At 62.7% G+C, this 20,257-nt stretch carries 16 protein-coding genes; 13 read left to right on the forward strand and 3 right to left on the reverse strand.

From position 1 onward, the window contains the following. Positions 1-1,059 (reverse strand): biotin synthase BioB, encoded by a 1,059-nt coding sequence (bioB, locus tag ACYCCG_RS18925; protein WP_014589423.1) that lies wholly within the window; start codon positions 1,057-1,059, stop codon positions 1-3. An 89-nt stretch (positions 1,060-1,148) separates the two neighbouring features. Here bioB and ACYCCG_RS18930 point away from each other — a divergent pair, with 89 nt between their 5' ends. The 4 genes from ACYCCG_RS18930 to rarD all read left to right on the forward strand — a co-directional run bounded on the left by ACYCCG_RS18930 (position 1,149) and on the right by rarD (position 4,722). After that, entirely contained in the window at positions 1,149-1,880 is a 732-nt protein-coding gene (locus tag ACYCCG_RS18930; protein WP_459671484.1) for a phosphoribosyltransferase family protein, read from the forward strand. A 49-nt stretch (positions 1,881-1,929) separates the two neighbouring features. After that, positions 1,930-2,694, forward strand: coding sequence for a TOBE domain-containing protein (locus tag ACYCCG_RS18935; protein WP_339536039.1), 765 nt, complete (start codon positions 1,930-1,932; stop codon positions 2,692-2,694). A 101-nt stretch (positions 2,695-2,795) separates the two neighbouring features. Next, positions 2,796-3,770, forward strand: coding sequence for a serine/threonine protein kinase (locus ACYCCG_RS18940; protein WP_176683533.1), 975 nt, complete (start codon positions 2,796-2,798; stop codon positions 3,768-3,770). 64 nt (positions 3,771-3,834) lie between these two features. Then, the gene (rarD, locus tag ACYCCG_RS18945; RefSeq protein ID WP_209968575.1) at positions 3,835-4,722 is read left to right on the forward strand and encodes an EamA family transporter RarD; all 888 of its coding nucleotides are present in this window, start codon (positions 3,835-3,837) and stop codon (positions 4,720-4,722) included. A gap of 248 nt (positions 4,723-4,970) precedes the next feature. Here the strand turns inward: rarD and ACYCCG_RS18950 are convergent, their stop codons facing one another. Continuing rightward, complete coding sequence (locus ACYCCG_RS18950) at positions 4,971-5,489, reverse strand: glycine cleavage system transcriptional repressor (protein ID WP_010951709.1); 519 nt, start codon at positions 5,487-5,489, stop codon at positions 4,971-4,973. 449 nt (positions 5,490-5,938) lie between these two features. On the opposite strand from ACYCCG_RS18950, the gene ACYCCG_RS18955 reads away from it, so the two are divergent. Then, positions 5,939-8,116, forward strand: a complete 2,178-nt coding sequence (locus tag ACYCCG_RS18955) for a malate synthase G (protein ID WP_209968580.1) — start codon at positions 5,939-5,941, stop codon at positions 8,114-8,116. Between the two features lie 45 nt (positions 8,117-8,161). On the opposite strand, the gene ACYCCG_RS18960 is transcribed toward ACYCCG_RS18955, so the two are convergent. After that, positions 8,162-8,707 (reverse strand): response regulator, encoded by a 546-nt coding sequence (locus tag ACYCCG_RS18960; protein ID WP_459671487.1) that lies wholly within the window; start codon positions 8,705-8,707, stop codon positions 8,162-8,164. Positions 8,708-8,823: 116 nt separating this feature from the next. Here ACYCCG_RS18960 and ACYCCG_RS18965 point away from each other — a divergent pair, with 116 nt between their 5' ends. From ACYCCG_RS18965 to ACYCCG_RS19000, 8 genes are all read left to right on the forward strand, one after another. Further along, positions 8,824-10,761 (forward strand): putative nucleotidyltransferase substrate binding domain-containing protein, encoded by a 1,938-nt coding sequence (locus ACYCCG_RS18965; protein ID WP_209968586.1) that lies wholly within the window; start codon positions 8,824-8,826, stop codon positions 10,759-10,761. Then, positions 10,758-11,468 (forward strand): 3'-5' exonuclease, encoded by a 711-nt coding sequence (locus ACYCCG_RS18970; protein WP_459671488.1) that lies wholly within the window; start codon positions 10,758-10,760, stop codon positions 11,466-11,468. Before ACYCCG_RS18965 ends, ACYCCG_RS18970 begins: the two co-directional genes overlap by 4 nt. Positions 11,469-11,615: 147 nt before the next feature. Continuing rightward, on the forward strand, positions 11,616-12,134 hold the full coding sequence (locus tag ACYCCG_RS18975) for an RNA polymerase sigma factor (RefSeq protein WP_209968592.1): 519 nt from the start codon (positions 11,616-11,618) through the stop codon (positions 12,132-12,134). Further along, positions 12,131-13,087 (forward strand): FecR domain-containing protein, encoded by a 957-nt coding sequence (locus tag ACYCCG_RS18980; protein WP_176683540.1) that lies wholly within the window; start codon positions 12,131-12,133, stop codon positions 13,085-13,087. Before ACYCCG_RS18975 ends, ACYCCG_RS18980 begins: the two co-directional genes overlap by 4 nt. Before the next feature lie 518 nt (positions 13,088-13,605). Next, positions 13,606-16,038, forward strand: coding sequence for a TonB-dependent siderophore receptor (locus tag ACYCCG_RS18985; RefSeq protein WP_459671491.1), 2,433 nt, complete (start codon positions 13,606-13,608; stop codon positions 16,036-16,038). Positions 16,039-16,094: 56 nt separating this feature from the next. Next, positions 16,095-17,207, forward strand: coding sequence for a PepSY-associated TM helix domain-containing protein (locus tag ACYCCG_RS18990; protein WP_209968599.1), 1,113 nt, complete (start codon positions 16,095-16,097; stop codon positions 17,205-17,207). Next, complete coding sequence (locus tag ACYCCG_RS18995; protein ID WP_339535848.1) at positions 17,204-17,389, forward strand: hypothetical protein; 186 nt, start codon at positions 17,204-17,206, stop codon at positions 17,387-17,389. The genes ACYCCG_RS18990 and ACYCCG_RS18995 overlap by 4 nt, the downstream gene beginning before the upstream one ends. Before the next feature lie 66 nt (positions 17,390-17,455). Further along, on the forward strand, positions 17,456-20,242 hold the full coding sequence (locus ACYCCG_RS19000; protein ID WP_459671492.1) for a dermonecrotic toxin domain-containing protein: 2,787 nt from the start codon (positions 17,456-17,458) through the stop codon (positions 20,240-20,242). Positions 20,243-20,257 lie beyond the last annotated feature (15 nt).

Raw genomic sequence — 20,257 nt, forward strand, 5'->3', positions numbered from 1 at the left:
TCAGGCTGTCGCGGCGTCGTAGAACATCTCGCTGCTGCGCTGCTCGACCAGCGCTTGCTCGATGGCTGCCTGGTGCACTTCGTCGGCGTGCTCTTCACGCGCTTCGGGCTTGATACCCAGGCGTGCGAACAGCTGCATGTCCTTGTCGGCCTGGGGGTTGGCGGTGGTCAGCAGTTTTTCGCCGTAGAAGATCGAGTTGGCGCCCGCCATGAAGGCCAGGGCCTGCATCTGCTCGTTCATCTGCTCACGGCCGGCGGACAGACGCACGTGAGACTTGGGCATGAGAATACGGGCCACGGCCAGCATACGGATAAAGTCGAACGGGTCGACGTCCTCTTCCTCAGCCAGCGGCGTGCCGGCCACCTTGACCAGCATGTTGATCGGCACCGACTCCGGGTGCTCCGGCAGGTTGGCCAACTGGATCAGCAGGCCGGCGCGGTCGTCCAGCGACTCACCCATGCCCAGAATGCCACCAGAGCAGATTTTCATCCCGGCATCGCGCACGTAGGCCAGGGTCTGCAGACGCTCGCTGTAGGTACGCGTAGTGATGATGCTGCCGTAGAACTCCGGCGAGGTGTCGAGGTTGTGGTTGTAGTAGTCCAGGCCAGCCTGGGCCAGGGCCTTGGTCTGCTCCTGGTCGAGCTTGCCGAGGGTCATGCAGGTTTCCAGGCCCATGGCCTTGACGCCTTTGACCATCTCCAGCACGTAGGGCATGTCTTTGGCCGACGGGTGCTTCCACGCCGCCCCCATGCAGAAACGGGTAGAACCGATGGCTTTGGCGCGGGCAGCTTCTTCCAGCACCTTCTGCACTTCCATCAGCTTCTGTTTTTCCAGCCCGGTGTTGTAGTGGCCGGACTGCGGACAATATTTGCAATCTTCCGGGCAGGCACCGGTCTTGATCGACAGCAAGGTCGAAACCTGCACGCGGTTGGGGTCGAAATGCGCGCGGTGCACGGTCTGCGCCTGGAACAGCAAGTCATTGAACGGTTGCTGGAACAGCGCCTTGACCTCGGCCAGGGACCAGTCGTGACGTGTTGTTGCAGTTGTGCTGGCGCTCATCGGCGTTTCCTTGTTTAGGCTGTAGCTGGCGCCGGGACAGGAAAGCCCGCCAGCGCATCACGGATAGCTCGCATAGTCATGGAAGGCCTATGAACTGTCAACTGTACTGGAAGCGACTGGTTTACAAGTGCTCACTTATTAATCAGCAGTGTTTGTTATGCGATGAGCCTGCCGAGCAGCATTACCCGTTGTGCATCACCTGCGAACAGGCACTGCCCTGGCTGGGTGATCAGTGCCGGCATTGCGCCCTGCCCTTGCCCATGGCCGGCCTGACCTGCGCCCTGTGCAGCCGCCGCTTGCCGGCCTTCGATCAGGTCATTGCCCTGTGGCAGTTCGGCTTTCCGGTGGACACGTTGATCAGCCGCTTCAAGCACAATCGCCAATGGCCTTTGGGGCGCCTGATGGCTGAGCTACTCGGGCAGGGGCTGCTGTATCGCTATGCCGAAGGGTTGCCTCGCCCTGACCTGCTGTTGCCTGTGCCTTTGGCCAGGCGTCGACTGCGCGAGCGGGGGTTCAACCAGGCGGGGATGCTTGGGCAGTGGTTGTCGTCGCACGTCGGGGTAACATGCAACGAGCGATTGCTGGCCCGCACCCGCGAGACACCGGCACAGCAGCATCTGGGCGCCAAGGCACGACGGCGCAATTTGCGCCAGGCGTTCGCGGTAACGGGGGAGCTGGAAGGCAAGCATGTCGCCATCGTCGATGATGTGTTGACCACCGGTGCCACTGCGCAGGCTATTGCCATGGCACTGCGCAAGGCCGGTGCACGGCGGGTGGATGTGTATTGCCTGGCACGTACGCCCAAACCGGGGTATGTATGACCAGGCGCGACCTGCCCATTTGTAAAGCACCCTTGTATACGGAATACCCATGTCCCTACCCCCCCTTCTCACCCAGCACATCGCCCGCCGCCCACAGCGCATCGCGCTGCTGCAGCACATTGCCGAACAAGGCTCGATCACCCGCGCAGCCAAGGCAGCGGGTATCAGCTACAAGGCGGCCTGGGATGCCATCGACGAGCTCAACAATCTGGCCAGCCAGCCTTTGGTCAAGCGCAGCACCGGTGGCCGTGGCGGCGGCGGTGCGCACTTGTCGCCGGAAGGCGAGCGGGTGCTGCGCCTGTACCAACGGCTGCAGGCCCTGCAGGCACAAATCCTTGAAGCCGCCGAAGAATCCAGCGACCTCGATCTGCTCGGGCGCCTGATGCTGCGCACCAGTGCGCGCAACCAGTTGCAGGGCCAGGTCAGCGCCCTGCGCCCAGAAGGCCGGTATGACCGCGTCAGCCTGGCATTGAGCGGCGGGCTGGAGATCGATGCGCTGATCACCCACGACAGCACGGCGCGCCTGGAGCTGAAAGCGGGAACGATGGTGGTGGCGCTGCTAAAGGCCGGGTGGGTGCAGTTGCTGGCGGAAGAGGAAGAAGCCGAGGAGGGCAGCAACTGTTTGAGCGCGACGGTGGAAGAAGTGCTGGCCGAGGATGACGGCCCCAGCGAGGTCAGGCTGGCGCTGGGGAATGGCCAGACGTTGTGTGCCATTGCAGAGGCGCAGTGGTTGGCTGGGCAGCAGGTGGCGGCCGGCAGCTCGGTGCGGGTGCAGTTCCATCCGTCCTATGTGCTGATCGGGATACCGGCATAGCCTGGCCACGCGGCGAGCGGATTGCGGGCCTGCCTGTGAAGAAGCCGGCACAGGCATAACGCGCTACCATGGCCCCACGCCGCTTACCCTCCGGAGCCACCATGTCCCACCCCTTCGACACCCTCACCCCCGACCTGGTCCTGGACGCAGTGGAAAGCCTGGGCTTTCTCAGCGATGCGCGGGTGCTGGCGCTGAACAGCTACGAGAACCGCGTGTACCAGGTGGGCATCGAAGACGCGCAGCCGTTGATTGCCAAGTTCTACCGCCCAGGCCGCTGGAGCGATGCGGCCATCCTCGAAGAACACGCCTTCACAGCCGAACTCGCCGACTGCGAGGTCCCGGTGGTTGCGCCCATGCAGCACGATGACCGCACCTTGTTCGAACACAAGGGCTTCCGCTTCACGCTGTTCCCACGTCGCGGCGGCCACGCCCCCGAACCTGGCAACCTCGACCAGTTGTATCGCCTGGGCCAGTTACTTGGCCGCCTGCATGCCGTGGGCGCCAGCAAGCCGTTCAAGCACCGTGAGGCACTGGCTGTGGACAACTTTGGCCACGCCTCGCTGAACACCTTGCTGGAGGGTAATTTTGTCCCGCGTGAACTGCTGCCGGCGTTCGAGTCCGTGGCCCGCGATCTGCTCAAGCGGGTGGAGGACATCTACGCTCGCACACCACACCAGCTCATCCGCCTGCACGGCGACCTGCACCCGGGCAACCTTATGCACCGTGACGAGGTGTACCACGTGGTCGACCTCGACGATTGCCGCATGGGCCCAGCGGTGCAAGACCTGTGGATGATGCTGGCCGGCAACCGCGAGGAGCGCCTGGGGCAACTGGCCGAGCTGATCGACGGCTATAACGAGTTCCACGACTTCGACCCGCGCGAGCTGGCCCTGATCGAGCCCCTGCGCGCCCTGCGCCAGCTGCACTATAGCGCCTGGCTGGCAAGGCGCTGGGACGACCCGGCGTTCCCGCCCAGCTTCCCTTGGTTCGGCCAGCCACGCTACTGGGGCGACCAGATTCTCGCCTTGCGCGAACAGATGGCTGCGCTGGATGAAACACCGCTGAAATTGTTCTAGAAGCACGCCCACCTCTGTCTACAATAGGCGTCGCTTTATTTAGCAACCTAAGCAAGGATTCTGCATGCACGCCGCAAACCCGCGTCGCGGGTACATACTGGGCTTGAGCGCCTACATCATCTGGGGCCTTTTCCCCCTCTACTTCAAGGCAATCCAGAGCGTCCCGGCGGTGGAGATCATTGTCCACCGGGTGCTCTGGTCAGCACTGTTCGGCTCGCTGCTGCTCCTGGTGTGGAAACACCCCGGCTGGTGGCGTGAACTGCGCAACAACCCGCGCCGGCTGGGCATCCTGGCACTGAGCGGGGCACTGATCGCCGGTAACTGGCTGACCTACGTGTGGTCGGTGAACAACGGCCGTATGCTCGAGGCCAGCCTGGGCTATTACATAAACCCGCTGATCAACGTCCTGCTGGGCATGCTGATTCTTGGTGAACGCCTGCGCCGCCTGCAATGGCTGGCGGTGGGTATGGCCGCCGTGGGTGTCGCGCAGCAGGTGTGGCAAGTGGGCAGCCTGCCGTGGGTATCACTGGTGCTGGCGTTGAGCTTCGGCTTCTATGGGCTGATCCGTAAGCAGGCGCCGGTAGCTGCACTGCCGGGCCTGGTGGTGGAGACCTGGATGCTGGTACCGCTGGCCCTTGGCTGGCTGCTGCTGCACCCGTCAGCGATGAGTGCCCAGGGCGCGTTCTATACCAGCAGCGAGGCGCTGTGGCTGATGGCCGCGGGGCCGGTAACGCTGGTGCCGCTGGTATGCTTCAACGCCGCCGCACGGCACCTGCCGTACACCACGCTGGGCTTCCTGCAGTACCTGGCACCGACCTTGGTGCTGTTGCAGGCCGTACTGCTGTTCGATGAGCATTTGTCGTCGAGCACCTTGGTGGCCTTCATGTTCATCTGGGCAGGTTTGGCGATTTACAGCGTGGATGCATGGCTGAGCTTGCGCAAACGCAACTGATCGAAAAACGATCAAAACTCTGCAGGCCATGTAGCTATTGGCCTGCAGAGACATCTCCATAGGTTATCCACACCCTCGTCCCCGTGCTTTGTGCACAAGCTGCTGATAATTGGGTGTTTTTTGAGCAAAGCTCTGCAAGGCACGTGATACCTGGGCTGGAGAGGTACACCCCCAGGTTATCCACAGGGCCTTCCCCGTGATATCGGGATAACGCGACTGGGTCGCAAAGCGGCCCCGGCAATCGCTGATCAATCCTCTGCCCGCAGCTTCAACTCCACCATCAAGTCATCCGCCAGGCTCTCCAGCCGCTGCTGCAGCTCTTCCAGCGGCAAGGTCAACGGCAGCGCCAGCAATGCGTCGGCGTGGAACAACGGCTCACTGCTCATCGGCGCCGGCCGCACTTCTGTGGAAAACCGCTCGACGTTTACCTGCAACTCGGCCAGCAAGCGGGTAATGTCCCGCACGATCCCCGGCCGGTCGTTACCCACCAGTTCCATGGCAATCGGCTTCCAGGTGCACGACGGCTCGATCCCGCTCTCGGCAATCAGCACGCGAATGTCATACCTGGCCAGCCCCTGCAGCGAGGCCACAAGCTCGGCGTAATTCTCTGCCGGCACCGCCACCCGCAGAATGCCAGCAAACTGCCCGGCCATCCGCGACATGCGGCTTTCCAGCCAGTTACCACTGTGGTCGGCGATGCACTGGGCAATTCGTTCGACCTGGCCGGCCTTGTCAGGGGCAATTACAGTCAGTACAAGATGATCCACAAGCCCTTCCTCGTGTCGGACCGCGCCGGGCGGCAGAAAATCAGGGGATCGAGTCAGTATAGGCAAGGCGCGGCAACCTGCCGCAGGGCAATCCGCACAGATAATCGTGTACTGTTTCAAGATTTATCTGGAACAATCCACCTGTTTTTTGCGAACATACCCACTCCCAGCGTGACCATACGCGACCAACGGGTCGCATAACGGCGCTTTTAGTCTGATTTTGCCCCGCCTACTGCTTCATGTAGTATCCCGTGGCGCGGACTACAAAACGTCGTTTGGATGTCTGCCAAGGCGCCTGTGAAAATACGCACACTGCCTGCCAGCCTGTCTGGCAGGCCGCACCCAGCCGCCCCCGAGCAAACCCGTGGGCATGCACTGGTGCCGTGTTTAGAGAAGCGCTACAGGCTTAATACAGAAGAGCGAAATAGCTGAGCAGAGTGAGGCAAGCAATGACTGGATACGTTCAAGTCGGTGGCCTTCAGGTCGCCAAGGTCCTGTACGACTTCGTGAACAACGAAGCCATCCCCGGGACCGGCATCGTCGCCGAGCAGTTCTGGGCGGGTGCAGAGAAGATCATCAATGACCTCGCTCCAAAGAACAAAGCCCTGCTCGCCAAGCGCGACGAGCTGCAAGCCAAGATCGACGCCTGGCACCAGGCACGCAAAGGCCAGGCCCACGACGCCGCAGCCTACAAAGCATTCCTCCAGGAAATCGGCTACCTGCTGCCACAAGCCGACGATTTCCAGGCCACCACCCAGAACGTGGACGAAGAAATCGCCCACATGGCCGGCCCGCAACTGGTCGTGCCGGTGATGAACGCCCGCTTCGCCCTGAACGCCGCCAACGCTCGCTGGGGTTCGCTGTACGACGCCCTGTACGGCACCGATGCCATCAGCGATGAAGGCGGCGCTGAAAAAGGCCAGGGTTACAACAAGGTGCGCGGCGACAAGGTCATCGCCTTCGCCCGCGCCTTCCTCGACGAAGCCGCGCCACTGGCAGCCGGCTCGCACGTTGACTCCACGGGCTACCGTATCGAAGGCGGCAAGCTGGTTGTTACCCTGAAAGGCGGCAGCAACACTGGCCTGCGCGACGATGCGCAACTGATCGGCTTCCACGGCGACGCCGCAGCACCCACTGCCGTACTGCTCAAGCACAACGGCCTGCACTTCGAAATCCAGGTCGATGCCAGCACCCCGGTCGGCAGTACCGACGCCGCTGGCGTCAAAGACATCCTGATGGAGTCGGCACTGACCACCATCATGGACTGCGAAGACTCGGTTGCAGCCGTAGACGCTGACGACAAGGTCATCGTCTACCGCAACTGGCTGGGCCTGATGAAAGGCGACCTGGCCGAAAGCGTGAGCAAGGGCGGCAAAACCTTCACCCGCACCATGAACCCGGACCGTGAGTACGCGGCGCCTAACGGCGGCAGCGTGACCCTGCACGGTCGTTCGTTGCTGTTCGTGCGCAACGTTGGCCACCTGATGACCAACCCGGCGATCCTCGATGCCCAAGGCAACGAAATCCCCGAAGGTATCCAGGACGGGCTGTTCACCAACCTGATCGCCCTGCACAACCTCAACGGCAACACCAGCCGCAAGAATACCCGCAGCGGCAGCGTGTACATCGTCAAGCCGAAGATGCACGGTCCTGAGGAAGTGGCCTTCGCCGCCGAGATCTTCAGCCAGGTCGAAGACCTGCTGGGCATGCCGCGCAACACCGTCAAGGTCGGCATCATGGACGAGGAACGCCGTACCACGGTCAACCTCAAGTCCTGCATCAAGGCAGCCGCCGAACGCGTGGCGTTCATCAACACCGGTTTCCTTGACCGCACTGGCGATGAAATCCACACCTCGATGGAAGCCGGCGCCGTGGTGCGCAAAGGTGCCATGAAGAACGAGAAGTGGATCGGCGCCTACGAAAACAACAACGTCGACGTTGGCCTGGCCACCGGCCTGCAAGGCCGGGCGCAGATCGGCAAAGGCATGTGGGCCATGCCAGACCTGATGGCAGCCATGCTCGAACAGAAGATCGCCCACCCGCTGGCCGGTGCCAACACCGCCTGGGTACCGTCGCCGACTGCCGCCACCCTGCACGCCCTGCACTACCACAAGGTGGACGTACAGGCGCGCCAGCGTGAACTGGCTTCACGTACCCCGGCGTCGGTGGACGACATTCTGGCCATTCCGCTGGCTGCGGACACCAACTGGTCGGCCGAAGAGATCCGCAACGAGCTGGACAACAACGCCCAGGGCATCCTCGGCTACGTGGTGCGCTGGATCGACCAGGGCGTGGGTTGCTCGAAGGTACCGGACATCAACAACGTCGGCCTGATGGAAGACCGTGCCACCCTGCGCATCTCCGCCCAGCTGCTGGCCAACTGGCTGCGCCACGGCGTGGTCAGCCAGGAGCAGGTGCTGGAAAGCCTCAAGCGCATGGCCGTGGTGGTCGATCAGCAGAACGCTGGCGACGCCCTGTACCGTCCGATGTCGCCGAACTTCGACGACAACGTGGCATTCCAGGCGGCTGTGGAGCTGGTGGTGGAAGGCGGCAAGCAACCGAACGGTTATACCGAGCCGGTACTGCACCGCCGTCGCCGCGAGTTCAAGGCGCGTAACGGGTTGTAAGTAACATCTTCGCCAGGGGGGCCGTTTTGCGGCCCCCACTGCGCATCAAGCCATTTTCAATTCTCTCTTCACCAGCTCCAACAGTTTGCCCAAATCCACCGGCTTGAGCAGGAAATCCACCACGCCCAGGTGCATCACATCCACTGCTTCTTCCACATCGGTGTCGCCCGACACCACAATGATCGACAACGCCGCCCGCTCCGACGCGCGAATTGTCCTGATCAAGTCCAGTCCACTTTCAGGCTGCATGCGCAAATCGGTAATCATCAACCCGATACGCTTCTGGTAGTGCAGGTACAACCTGGCCTCCTCGGCCCCATCCGCCCCCACCACATCGATGCCCCGGCTTTTCAGGTACAGGATCAGCGCCTCCCGGTTAACGGCGTTGTCATCCACCACAAGCACCAACGGCCTGGCTGCCACAGGCGCACTCTGGTTTATCACGGCCAAGGCCTCGCGCTCGGCGTCGCTCAGGATGTCGGTGTGCTCGGGCATGCTTGTCTCGTCAAAATAATTCCGCTTCAGCATTAGGACCGCATTGCTTGCGTAACCCGTTTCTCCTTTCGTCGGGTCTTTGACAAGGGCGCTCATAGACTTACGTCCAATGGGCACCACCTCGCCGCAAGCCGACCATGGAGGCAGAGAACAACATGGCCGGTACCTATATATAGATATATATAGTTCGGCATAGCGATACGGTCAGTTTCATGAGCAAAAAGGACGCCTACAGCCAGGCGGGCAAGACGGCAGTACTGCAAAACATCCAGGGCACATTGCAGTTCCTGCAGCGCTTTCCGCCGTTCAACCAGATGGAGCACAGCCACCTGGCCTTCTTGGTCGAGCAGTGCCAGCTGCGTTTCTACGCCTGTGGTGAAAGCATCGTCAAACCTGCCGACGGGCCGGTCGAGCACTTCTACATCGTCAAACAGGGCCGCGTGGTTGGCGAGCGCCAGCATCTGGCCAAACCGGGTGTCGAGACCACGTTCGAGATCACCAGCGGCGAGTGCTTCCCGCTGGCAGCCCTGCTGGGTGAGCGGGCAACCCGCACCGAGCACCTGGCCGGTGAAGACACCTTCTGCCTGCAACTGAACAAGGCCGCATTCATCCGCGTGTTCTCGATGTCTGAAGTGTTTCGGGATTTTGCCCTGCGCGGTGTCAGCAGCCTGCTTGATCAGGTCAATCAGCAAGTACGCCAGCGCGCTGTGGAAACCCTCGGCACCCAATACTCGCTGAACACCCCCCTGGGGGAACTGGCCATGCGCCATCCGGTGGTGTGCAGCGCCGATACGCCCCTGCGCGAAGCCGTGCGGCTGATGCACGAGCAACAGGTGGGCAGCATCGTGGTGGTCGACCCGCAGCGCTACCCCATCGGTATCTTCACCTTGCGCGATCTGCGCCAGGTGGTGGCGACAATAGATACTGACCTGGGCGCCGCCATCGACCAGCACATGACAGCCAAACCGTTCTACCTCCCACCCCAGGCCAGCGCCTTCGATGCCGCCATGGCCATGACCGAGCGGCATATTGCCCATGTATGCCTGGTGGAAAACCGGCGCCTGTGTGGGGTGGTTTCCGAGCGCGACCTGTTTTCCTTGCAACGGGTCGATCTGGTTCACCTGGCGCGCACCATACGCCATGCGCCACGCCTGGATACGCTGGTTTCACTGCGCGGAGAAATCAGCCAGCTTGTGGAACGCATGCTGGCCCATGGCGCATCGTCGACGCAGATCACCCAGATCATTACCTTGCTCAACGACCATACCGTGTGCCGGGTCATCGAACTGGCCTTGGCCGAACGTGGCGACCCGGGCGTGCCGTTCAGCTGGCTGTGCTTTGGCAGCGAGGGGCGACGCGAGCAGACCCTGCACACCGACCAGGACAACGGCATCCTCTTCGAAGCGGTCGACAGCGCCGAGGCCGACGCCATCCGCGCTCGCCTGCTGCCGCTGGCGCAATACATCAACCAGTGCCTGGCCCAGTGCGGTTTCACCCTGTGCATGGGTAACGTCATGGCCGGCAACCCCGAACTGTGCCTGTCGCGCAGCGAGTGGGCGCGACGCTTTGCCGGGTTTGTTCGCGAAGCCAGCCCGGAGAACCTGCTGGGTTCGAGCATCTACTTCGACCTGCGTGTGGTGTGGGGCGACGAGCAAGGCTGCGAGCAACTGCGCCAGGGCCTGCTGGCACAGGTAGCCGACAACCGCATCTTCCAGCGCATGATGGCTGACAACGCCCTGCGCCAACGCCCGCCGGTGGGCCGGTTGCGCGAGTTCGTGCTGACCCGCCAGGGCAACGACAAGGCGGCGACCCTCGACCTCAAGGTCCAAGGCCTGACGCCCTTCGTCGACGGTGCCCGTTTGCTGGCCCTGGCCAATGGCATAGCTGCCTGCAATACCCTGGAGCGCCTGCGCCAACTAGTGGCCAAGGGCGTGATCGAGCCGTTGGACGGCGCCGCCTATGAAGAGGCCTACCACTTCATCCAGCAAACCCGCATGCAGCAGCACCAGCGCCAGATACGCGACAACCTGCCTTACTCCAACCGGCTCGACCCGGACAGCCTCAACCACCTGGACCGGCGCATCCTGCGCGAGTCCCTGCGCCAGGCCCAGCGCCTGCAAAGCAGCCTGGCCTTGCGGTACCAGTTGTGAGCCTGTTCGCCTGGCTGCGCCCCAGCGCGCCCGAGCTGGACCACACCACACGCCAACGCCTGGCCCGGTTGCCCAAGCCCGTGCCGCTAGGGGTATGCACCCTGCGCGAGCAGCGCTGGGTGGTGCTGGACCTGGAAACCAGCGGGCTCAACCCCAACCGGGACCAGGTACTGTCGATCGGGGCAGTGGCGATCGAAGACGGTGCCATCGACTTTGCCCAGCAGTTCGAACGCACGCTGCACCGGCCTTTGCAGAAGACCAACGCCAGCGTACTGATCCACGGCCTGGGCCCCAGCGCCCTGGCTGCCGGTTGCGACCCGGCCGAGGCCCTGCTGGATTTGCTCGATTTCATTGGTGACAGCCCGGTGCTGGCGTTTCACGCGCCATTCGACCAGCGCATGCTGGCGCGTGCGCTGAAAGAGAGCCTGGGGTACCGCTTGCAGTCGCCATTCCTCGATATCGCCGAGCTGGCGCCGATGCTCAACCCCGACACAGTGCTGCGCGAGGCCGGGCTGGATGACTGGGTGGCGCGGTTTGGCTTGCAGGTAGAAGAGCGCCATCATGCCAGTGCTGATGCCCTGGTGACCGCAGAGCTGGCGTTGATCCTGTTCAGCCAGGCCCGGCGCCAGCAGCTGGACAGCCCGCTGCAGTTGGAGCAGCGGTTGCGCGGGTGGCGACGGCGCAAGATGCAGAGTCATGGTTTGTAGGGATAGGCACTGAAAATTCCAAGGCATACCCTTCAGCCTTTTCCATGATGGCAATCCGATAAGCGTCCATTGCACCCACCCCCTCCCCTCTGCAACAATCGCGAATAATTATCGTTAGTTAATGCATTCGTTCCGGGGGGACGCTGCTTGTCTTCTGCACAAAGCCCACACGCCGATCTGGTCGGTGCGCTGTACCGCGACCACCGCGGCTGGCTGCTCGCCTGGCTGCAACGCAGCATGGCCTGCCGCCAACGTGCTGAAGACCTGAGCCAGGACACCTTCGTGCGCCTGCTCGGTCGTGAGCAACTGGACACACCCCGCGAACCCCGCGCGTTTCTGGCCGCCGTGGCCAAGGGGCTGATGTTCGACCACTTCCGCCGCGCCGCACTGGAACAGGTCTACCTGGCCGAGCTGGCACTGATCCCTGAAGCCGAACAGCCCTCGCCAGAAATGCAGCACCTGATCCTTGAAGACCTCAAAGCCATCGACCGCCTGCTCGGCAAGCTGTCGAGCAAGGCTCGCACTGCGTTTCTGCACAGCCGTCTGGACGGCATGGGCCATGCCGAGATTGCCGAGCGCCTTGGCGTTTCGGTATCACGGGTGCGCCAGTACATCGCCCAAGGCATGCGCCAGTGCTACGTAGCCCTGTACGGGGAGCCGACGTGAGCAACGTCCCGGTTTCGTCCCGGGTTCTGGAAGCCGCGATTGCCTGGAAACTCAGCCTCGGCGACAGCAGCGGCACGCCTGATGAACGCAATGAATTCATGCGCTGGCATGCTGCCAGCGAAGAACACGCACGTGCCTGGCGCCAGCTCGGCGCCATGGACCAGCGCGTTAGCGCGGCGGCTGGCCCGGCACGCCAGGCGTTGCTGCAATCGCGCGTCAGCCTGCGACGACGCATTGGCAAGGTTGGCGGCGGGCTGGCCGGCACGTTTCTGCTCGGCGCGCTGCTGGCATGGGTCGGTGCGCCGTCGCTGGCACCCAGCTACTGGCTGGCCGACCAGCGCACCGCCACGGGTGAATTGCGTACCTTGCGCCTGGAAGACGGCACACTGCTGAGCCTGAACACCCACACCGCCGTGGACATCGACTATGCCGGCGCACAACGGGTGATCGTGCTGCATCAGGGCGAGATCTCGGTCGAAACCGGCCACCAGGACCCACGCCCGCTGCTGGTCCGCACTGAAGACGGTCGCTTGCGGCCACTGGGCACGCGCTTCCTGGTGCGCCGCGAAGCCGGCGGTACGCGCCTGGAAGTGCTGCAAGCCTCGGTCGCCGCCATGCCGCATGACAGCGGCGACGAACAGGTGCTGCGCGAAGGCCAGCAAGTGTTGATGAACGCCAACGGCCTCGGCCAGGTTGGCACGGTGCCCGCCGGTGCCGATGCCTGGACCCGCGGCATGCTGGTGGTCGACAACGTACGCCTGGGCGACCTGCTCGCCACATTGGGCCAGTATCGCAGCGGCTACCTCGGAGTGGATGCCAAGGTCGCCGACCTGCGCGTGACCGGCAGCTTCCCGCTGACCAACACCGACCTGGCGCTGGCCTCGCTGGTGCCGGCGTTGCCGGTGAAGATCGAGCGGCATACGCAGTGGTGGGTGAAGGTCACTTCCAAATAGGCCGGGTCTGCTGGCCAATCTCCACCTGCCGTTCACCGTTACCGCCGCCATCGTATTCGCGGGTAAACCCGCTCCTACCACGGTGGTGGGCACACATCGGGGTCGTCGTAGGAGCGGGTTCACCCGCGAAGAGGCCGGGCCTGCTGGCCAATTTCCACTAGCCGTTCACCGTTGCAGCCGCCACCGTATTCGCGGGTAAACCCGCTCCTACCACGGTGGTGGACACACATCGGGGTCGTCGTAGGAGCGGGTTCACCCGCGAAGAGGCCGGGCCTGCTGGCCAATTTCCACTAGCCGTTCACCGTTGCCGCCGCCATCGTATTCGCGGGTAAACCCGCTCCTACCACGGTGGTGGGCACACATCGGGATCGTCGTAGGAGCGGGTTCACCCGCGAAGAGGCCGGTGCTGGCAAAACCCATTTTAAATAATTCTCAATATTTTTCAGATTCACCCTGTCACTTTTCAGATCTCGCTCGGCAAGGAAGCAGCAAGCACTTACCCGTCGAGGAACCGCCGCATGTCCCGTGCCGTTGATCATATCCTGCGCCCCAGCCTGATGGCCCTGGCCATCGGCCTGGCTGCCCCGCTGACCAGCCCTGCCTTGTTCGCCGCCGAGCAATCCACGTCGCGCGCCTACAACCTGCCCAGCGCACCACTGGCCACCACCCTCAACCAGATCGCCAGCCAGGCCGGCATTGCCTTGGCCATCGACCCGGCACTGGTCAGCGGCCGCACCTCGGCCCCGGTCAACGGCCAATACAACGGCCTGGGCGCCCTGCAAGCCGCCCTGAGCGGTACCGGCCTGCAGTTGCAGCAGAGCAGTGCGGGCAGCTACAGCCTGGTGGCCGTGCCGGATGGCACACTGGCCTTGCCGGAAACCACCGTGAATGCCACCAGCGCCAGCGAAAGCGCCTGGGGCCCGGTTGAAGGCTACGTGGCCAAGCGCACCGCTGCTGGCACCAAGACTGACACGGCACTTGTGGAAGTCCCCCGCTCCATCTCTGTCGCCACCCGCGAGCAAATGAAAGACCGCGGTGTACACAGCCTGGATGATGCAGTGCGCTATATGCCAGGTATCGTCTCCGCCAGCTTCGGCAGCGATACGCGCTATGACTGGATGCGCGTGCGCGGCTTCGAGCCAACGCAGTTCCTCGATGGGCTGCCGCTGCCACGCGGCGTGTACGCCAACCCGAAAGCCGAAACCTGGAACCTCGACCGCCTCGCCCTGCTGCGCGGCCCGGCCTCCTCGATCTACGGGCAGACCCCACCTGGTGGCCTGCTGGACATGGTCAGCCGCCGTCCGCAAGCCGAAAGCGCTCACGAAATCGAGCTTCAATACGGCAGCGACAACCATCGTCAGATCAACTTCGCCAGCACCGGCAAGATCGACGATGAAGGTCGCTTTCTCTATGGCCTCAGTGGCGTTATCCGTGACAGTGGCACCCAGATTGACCACATCGACAACAAGCGCTACAACATTGCCCCAAGCCTGACCTGGAACATTGACGAAGACACGACGCTGACCTTCCTCACCCAGTTCACCCGTGACGATACCGGCGCCACCAGCCAGTTCCGGCCCATCCAGGGCACCAAGATCGACATGCCATTCGGCAAGATCTCGCACCACAAGAACCTGGGTGACCCGGACTACGAGTTCTACGACCGTACTTACTACGCGCTGGGTTACGCCTTCGAACACCGCATCAATGACGTCTGGCAGTTCCGCCAGAACCTGCGCTACACCAAGTCGGACCTGTCGTTCCAGACCATCACCCCTGGCAGTTACAACAAGAGCTCGCCACCGGTGCAGGACGATGGCACTGTCAGCCGCATGTCCACCAACACCGATGAAGACATCAGCCAGTTCGCGGTGGACAACAACTTCCAGGCGGACTTCGCTACCGGGGACATCGACCACACGCTGTTGATCGGCCTGGACCACCAGCGCATCAACACCAACTACCTGTCGATCTTCGACTTCAACGTGCCGGACAGCAACGTCAACAACCCGGTATACGGGGTGCCAATCACTCGCCCGGATCGCTCGACCGCGTTTTACGACTACAACCAGAAAACCCGTCAAACCGGCCTGTATGTGCAGGACCAGATGGCGCTTGGTAACTGGCGCCTGACCCTGGGCGGTCGTGAAGACTGGGTGCATACCGGCACCAAGTTCTTCAACCAGGGTGATGCCACCAATACCCAGCGGGACAAGAAATTCAGCGGCAACGCAGCCATCAGCTACGTGTTCGACTCGGGCTTCGTGCCGTACCTGTCCTATGCCGAGTCGTTCCAGCCGTCCAGCAATGCCAGTGTGTCGGCCTCGGATTCGTTCAAGCCCACCGAAGGCAAGCAGTGGGAGCTGGGCGTGAAGTATCAGCCGCCGGGGTCCAACACCCTGTTGTCGGCAGCCGTGTACGACCTGACTCAGAAAAACGTCTCGGTCACCAACACGGTCGGTGGTGTGACCATCACCAGCCAGACCGGTGAAGTGAAAGTCCGCGGCCTTGAGCTGGAAGCGGTTTCCGATGTGACCGACAACCTGAAGGTCATTGCCGCCTACACCCTGGCCAAGTCCGAGGTTCAGGACGGCGATTTCAAAGGCAACCGTCTGCAACTGATGCCGAACCAGCAAGCGTCCATCTGGGGCGACTACACCTGGCACTCAGGCGTACTCGACGGCTTCGGCATCGGCCTGGGCACGCGTTATACCGGTAATACCTATGGTGACCAAGGCAATACCTACCTGGGCAAGGCCAAGGCCTACACCGTCTTCGATGGGTCGGTGCATTACGACCTGGGTCGCCTGAACGGCAGCCTGAAGGGCGCGTCGGTCGCGGTCACCGCCACCAACTTGCTGAACAAGGATTACCTCTCTACTTGTGACTCGTACTACTGCTATTACGGCGATGAGCGCAGCGTTGTCGCCAGCGCCACTTACAAGTTCTGAGTGAACTGGGGCCGCCTTGCGGCCCCGGGTTCCAACCGACAACAATCGGTACCGTGATGAAAAGCCCCACCATCCGCCGCTGGTCCTTGATCCACACCTGGAGCAGCCTGGTCTGTACCCTGTTCCTGCTGTTGCTGGCAGTCACCGGCCTGCCGCTGATCTTCCACCACGAACTCGAACACCTGCTAGGCGACGCCCCTGAACTGCGTGAAATGCCGGCAGGCACCCCGCACCTCGACCTGCAGCAACTGGTGCTCAAGGCCGAACAACATCGCCCCGGCGAGGTCATGCAGTACTTCGGCTACGATGAAGACGAGCCCAACGGCGTGGTCGCCATTACCGCCGCCACCGCCGGCACCGACCCCAACCTGTCGCATACCTTCATGCTCGATGCACGCACCGGCGAGGCGGTGGCCATGCCGGCCGCCAACGGCGGTTTCATGATGGTGATGCTGCGCCTGCATGTGGACATGTTCGCAGGCCTGCCGGGCAAGCTGCTGCTGGCCTTCATGGGCGTATTGTTCATCGTCGCGATTGTCTCCGGCACCGTGCTCTATGCGCCATTCATGCGCCGCCTGGAATTCGGCACCGTACGCCACAAGAAATCCCGCCGCCTGCGCTGGCTCGACCTGCATAACCTGATCGGCGTGGTCACCCTGGCCTGGGCATTGACGGTGAGCGTGACCGGGGTGATCAGTGCCCTGTCCGACCTGGTCATCGCGGCCTGGCGCAATGACAGCCTGGCTGCGATGGTTGCCCCCTACCGCGACGCCCCGCCGCTCGTCGAGCGCGCCCCAGCCACTCGCCTGCTGGACATTGCCGAACAGGCCGCGCCGGGCATGCGCCCGGATTTCATCGCGTTTCCAGGCACGCGTTTCTCCAGCGAGCACCACTATGCGGTGTTCATGAACGGTGCCACTCACCTGAGTTCGCACCTGTTCACGCCGGTACTGATCGATGCTCGCACCCTTGAAGTGACTGCCGTAGGCGACCGTCCCTGGTACATGGATGCCATGGGCCTGTCGCAGCCACTGCATTTCGGCGACTACGGCGGGCGACCGATGCAGATCCTCTGGGCGTTACTGGACGTGCTGACAATCATCGTGCTCGGCAGCGGCCTCTACCTGTGGTGGGGCAAGCAGCGTAAACCCAGGGAGGCGCGCGCATGAGCCACAGGTCACAAGCCACTGCACGCCTCTTCGCCTGGCCAGCGTTGATTGCCCTGCTTGGCTTCCTGGGCCTGTTCGCCGCACTGCTCGGCGACGGTGGCTGGGACGTTCTGGCCTGGGCCGGCCTGGGCCTGCCGGCTCTGCTGAGCCTGCGCGGGCTGCTCTGGCGTCGGGGGCACTAGCCCGCTACCACCCCGCAACCGCAGCTATTGCCAAGCATGGGGTTTCCTCAACCAAGGACCCGCCCCATGCGCCCCCTCGAACAACTGGAACAGATCGACCGACAAATCGGTGACCTGCTCGACGGCCTCCCGACCCTCGACCTTCAACACCCCATCAACCCCGACACACGCACCTGGCTGCACGGCGAACTGGCCAGCTTCTGGACCACGGCCGATGAGCAAGGCGAAACCCCCAGACAAAAGCTGCTGGCACTGCGCAAGGCGCTGATGCTGGCCGAGGTTGAACTGCGCCTGGGCGACGAGACCTTGGGCTACCGCTCAGCCGATCAACTATGGGCCTGCCTGCAACAGCCACTACCCTCCCAACGCAGGCATATGCCCCTGGCCAAAAGGCCACAGGTCTACCGCGTTCTGCTGGAAGGCCTACGGCCCAACTGGCGAAGCTACCTGCCAGGCACACTGATCATCGTTGCCGGTACAGCCGAGGGCCACATGCTCACGCCTCAGGATGCCGCAGGCGCTGCCTTGCTGTGCAGCCTGTCACAAGGCATCGAGGCCTTCGACTCCCTTGCCGCACTGCACCTGGAGCTTTGCGAACGCCTGGAAGACCCACTCCAGAGCAGACCGCTGCTGCATCTGTACACTGACACGCAGGCGGACCGCGCTCGCCGGTCACAGCGCCTGCGCTATGAATGGTACGCCGACAGCCTGCTGGAGGCCCAGATCGACAGCGTGATAGAAGCCCAACGCCAACGCCTGAGTGACACCGGCTTGTGGAGCAACGGCTCACCCGACCAGCACACCCGAATACATGAAGCCCTCGCGCTATGGCACGAAGTCGGCGCCAAGCCCATCCTGCAAACACGCTACTCCCAATTGCTTGAGAAGCACCTGCCCAACTGGCTGCGCAATACATCTGCGCAAGGCCTGAGCCATATGATGCAGGCCATGCAAACGCTGGTGGCAATCGCCGAGCAGGCTGCTGCCCCGGGAGTGCTGAGCCTTGACGACTTCAAGCAACGCAATAGCCTGCTGGCCTGGGCCAACGCACGCCTTCGCGAGCGCCTGAGCCATGACCTGGGGTACGAAACAGATCCTCGCGAGATCAAGATCGTGGTCGTACGCGCCCGCCGCACGGGCGCAATCATGCATCCCTTCGCCCTCTCATCCTATGTCACCTATGTAGGCATGCGACGCGTGGGCCACGAGATGGTGGAGATGGTCGAGGAAATCAACACCCTCGAAGAGATCGCCCTCAAGAACTTGCCGTGGTTCGATACCGACTACTGGCTGACTGCCCGGGTGATCCATGCCCACGGCAAAGCCATGCCCGCCGGGCTCACACCGCAGTATGTCAAGCACATGGTCCGGGAACTGAACGTGGGTGACAGCTACGCAAAGTACCTGCACACCCAACTCATCAGTTCCAGAGCAGGCAAATGGCGCCTGACTGCGCACAGCAAGGTCAACCGTGCACGCATGCGCGCTGAAGCAGTCAAGGCGCACTACGCCGGACACTTTGGCGAAGACCCTTTCGAACATGGTTACAACTGGGTGCGCGCAGTGCTGGACCAACCACACAATGCCTTGCGTGCGCCAGTAGCAGGCTACCCGGTCACTGTTCGCCAGTTGAACATCATGGGCCATACCGTGCAGGGCGTGCTGCTGCTCAACAGCACCCCCTACAAGTCTCCGGCATGCGTGCTGTACACCCCGGATGCCCCGGACCGCAGGGCCTGGCGCCGTTTTCGCACGACCCGCGAACTGCTTCGCACATTGCGCCAGCAGCCCACGTTGAGAGCATATGTGGCCGAGCGCCTGCCATTGCTGCCTGCTGCTACGGTGCAGCAGCTGCTGGACAAGGGGCGCATGAGCACGCATTTGAGGACACCCGAGATCCAGGACGACCTGTTCTTCGTCTACTACATGGCCGAAGCCCGGGCGCTGATTGCTCAGGCCGATGCCGACAGCATGACGACCAGGGAAGTGAATGTGGAGTCGGTCATGGCGCTGAGCTGGCGCTTACTGGACTTCATCAGCCTGCTGCTGCCGAACCGCGCGTTGCTGGTACTGTCGATCGGCCGCATGGCAATCGACATCTGGGATGGCGCCGAGGCCTTCAAGCAAGAGGATGTGGAAGGGGTGATGCGGCATGCCTATCAGGCGCTTAGCCACCTCAACGATGCGGGTACCAGTTTTCTGGGTTCCAGAGTGCTACGCCGATCCCTGCGCGGGATCCCCAAACCACCGCCACTGCCGCTACCCGCACGCCTCCAGGTAAAACCGGGCAGCAGCAGCCTGCGCTATCGCATAGACGGTATCTACGATGAAGGTGTATACGAACAACGCTCGGCGTTTGGTGGGCTGTCGCTGTACTTCATCAAGGACAACGACAACCGCTACTATCAGGTCAGCTTCGACGGCTACCGCTGGCGGGCCATCGACCCTGGCCAGCCAGATGCCTATCTGCAGCAACCGCTCAAGCGCAAAGCCGACGGGCAATGGGTGATCGACTCACCGGTGCTCTGGTACGACGGGTTGCCCGACCTGAAGCAGTTGCTGCAGGACTGCTATCTGCAAGTGCCAATGGCTGGCCTGCCGGTAAACATCGAACAAGGGCTTTTTCAGGCTGACGATCAGCTGTACCTGGCGCTCAAGGACGGGCAGTTGCCTGTGCGCCGTCACCTGCTGCCGGATCATTACCACTTGCAGATTGCCGTTGCCAGCAACGTCAGCGTGGTGCCGTGGGCGGTGCTGCGCCACGAAAACGGCCAGTGGCTGATACGCGTTCGCCAGGCAGGGCGCAGCAGTGACTGGCTGACACTGCCAGATCAACCACCGCCGGCCCACTGACAGCCGGAACCGGCG

The organism is Pseudomonas sp. VEM90 (assembly GCF_054611535.1).

Bases quoted from the DNA above. Each gene is read 5' to 3' on its own strand.
- ACYCCG_RS18995 (WP_339535848.1), top strand. From the start codon at position 17,204: ATGAGCCACAGGTCACAAGCCACTGCACGCCTCTTCGCCTGGCCAGCG.
- ACYCCG_RS18965 (WP_209968586.1), top strand. From the start codon at position 8,824: ATGAGCAAAAAGGACGCCTACAGCCAGGCGGGCAAGACGGCAGTACTG.
- rarD (WP_209968575.1), top strand. From the start codon at position 3,835: ATGCACGCCGCAAACCCGCGTCGCGGGTACATACTGGGCTTGAGCGCC.
- ACYCCG_RS18960 (WP_459671487.1), bottom strand. From the start codon at position 8,707: ATGAGCGCCCTTGTCAAAGACCCGACGAAAGGAGAAACGGGTTACGCA.
- ACYCCG_RS18935 (WP_339536039.1), top strand. From the start codon at position 1,930: ATGTCCCTACCCCCCCTTCTCACCCAGCACATCGCCCGCCGCCCACAG.
- ACYCCG_RS18940 (WP_176683533.1), top strand. From the start codon at position 2,796: ATGTCCCACCCCTTCGACACCCTCACCCCCGACCTGGTCCTGGACGCA.
- bioB (WP_014589423.1), bottom strand. From the start codon at position 1,059: ATGAGCGCCAGCACAACTGCAACAACACGTCACGACTGGTCCCTGGCC.
- ACYCCG_RS18990 (WP_209968599.1), top strand. From the start codon at position 16,095: ATGAAAAGCCCCACCATCCGCCGCTGGTCCTTGATCCACACCTGGAGC.
- ACYCCG_RS18955 (WP_209968580.1), top strand. From the start codon at position 5,939: ATGACTGGATACGTTCAAGTCGGTGGCCTTCAGGTCGCCAAGGTCCTG.
- ACYCCG_RS18985 (WP_459671491.1), top strand. From the start codon at position 13,606: ATGTCCCGTGCCGTTGATCATATCCTGCGCCCCAGCCTGATGGCCCTG.
- ACYCCG_RS18930 (WP_459671484.1), top strand. From the start codon at position 1,149: ATGAACTGTCAACTGTACTGGAAGCGACTGGTTTACAAGTGCTCACTT.
- ACYCCG_RS19000 (WP_459671492.1), top strand. From the start codon at position 17,456: ATGCGCCCCCTCGAACAACTGGAACAGATCGACCGACAAATCGGTGAC.